Here is a 1,031-nt window from a genome sequence, read left to right as displayed (position 1 = left end):
GCAGTGAGTTTGACCTTGTTCACGATTTTTCATACCCGCTTCCGGTTATTGTGATATCTGAGCTGCTAGGAGTGCCTTCAGCGCATATGGATCAGTTTAAAGCATGGTCTGATCTTCTGGTCAGTACACCGAAGGATAAAAGTGAAGAAGCTGAAAAAGCCTTTTTGGAAGAACGAGATAAGTGTGAGGAAGAACTGGCTGCGTTTTTTGCCGGCATCATAGAAGAAAAGCGAAACAAACCGGCACAGGATATTATTTCTATTTTAGTGAAAGCGGAAGAAACAGGCGAGAAGCTGTCCGGTGAAGAGCTGATTCCGTTTTGCACGCTGCTGCTGGTGGCCGGAAATGAAACCACAACAAACCTGATTTCAAATGCGATGTACAGCATATTAGAAACGCCAGGCGTTTACGAGGAACTGCGCAGCCATCCTGAACTGATGCCTCAGGCAGTGGAGGAAGCCTTACGTTTCAGAGCGCCCGCCCCGGTTTTGAGGCGCATTGCCAAGCGGGATACGGAGATCGGTGGGCATCTGATTAAAGAAGGTGATATGGTTTTGGCGTTTGTGGCATCGGCAAATCGTGATGAAGTGAAGTTTGACAGGCCGCACATGTTTGATATCCGCCGCCATTCCAACCCGCATATTGCGTTTGGCCATGGCATCCATTTTTGCCTTGGGGCTCCGCTTGCCCGTCTTGAAGCAAATATCGCGTTAACGTCTTTGATTTCTGCTTTTCCTCATATGGAGTGCGTCAGTATCACTCCGATTGAAAACAGTGTGATATACGGATTAAAGAGCTTCCGTGTGAAAATGTAATAGATAAGGAGACTGGAGATTCATGAAAAAGTACCATATTTCGATGATCAATATCCCGGCATACGGACATGTCAATCCTACGCTTGCTTTAGTAGAGAAGCTTTGTGAGAAAGGGCACCGTGTCACGTACGCGACGACTGAGGAGTTTGCGCCCGCTGTTCAGCAAGCCGGTGGAGAAGCATTGATCTATCATACATCCTTGAATATTGATCCTAA

At 47.0% G+C, this 1,031-nt stretch carries 1 protein-coding gene and 1 pseudogene; both read left to right on the top strand.

What is annotated here, in order from left to right:
• Window positions 1-815, top strand: an 815-nt coding sequence (yjiB, locus tag ACWHAR_RS23285) for a monooxygenase YjiB (RefSeq protein WP_452087973.1), incomplete at its 5' end; no start/stop codon positions are given.
• A gap of 22 nt (window positions 816-837) precedes the next feature.
• Window positions 838-1,031, top strand: a pseudogene (locus tag ACWHAR_RS23280) (UDP-glucosyltransferase); the annotation flags it as partial.

It is taken from the genome of Bacillus sp. LR--39, from assembly GCF_053613335.1.
Note: the sequence above shows the minus strand (reverse complement) of the source record. Positions and strands in the feature narration are given on the sequence as shown.